This window comes from Ruegeria sp. ANG10 (assembly GCF_040705255.1).
Classification (GTDB): domain Bacteria; phylum Pseudomonadota; class Alphaproteobacteria; order Rhodobacterales; family Rhodobacteraceae; genus Ruegeria.
The window spans coordinates 1-501 of sequence record NZ_JBFCVU010000035.1 but is presented as its reverse complement, the minus strand read 5'-3'; the positions used below and the strand labels follow the sequence as shown (position 1 = coordinate 501).

The window sequence follows — 501 nt, the reverse complement described above, 5'->3', positions numbered from 1 at the left end:
AACACCTATACATTCGCGGTTGCCGGCACCGGGTGGAGCGCGCTGGATACCATGTTCTCGGCCGTCATGCCCGGCGACAAGGTTGTTGCATTTAACAACGGCACATTTTCCGGCATTGACGCGCTGACCCTTCGGATCAAGGCGGCCACGCCCGCAGAACATGCCGCCGATCCGCTCGACCCCAAAGCAGCCAGTGTCACCGTGATCGATGTTCCGCACGGTCAGCCCGTAACCGGCGAAATGGTCGAGGCCGCCTTGGCCGAACACAAACCGAAATGGGCCTTTATGGCGCATTGGGAAACCGGTTCGGGCCGCATCAATGATCTGCGCGGGTTTTCGGATGCATGCGAACGCCACGGCGCAATGGGTCTGATTGACGCCGTTTCGTCTTTGGGTGTCGAGGATTTCCGGATCGATGACTATTCGGGGATCGCTGGCTGGGCCTCTTGTCCGCAAAAGGGCCTGTGCTGTTTGCCACTGACATACGCACCGGTCAGCTTT

The 501-nt window shown here is 59.5% G+C and carries 1 pseudogene; it reads left to right on the top strand.

The window, feature by feature from the left end:
• Positions 1–501: pseudogene (locus tag AB1A64_RS22355) on the top strand (aminotransferase); the annotation flags it as partial.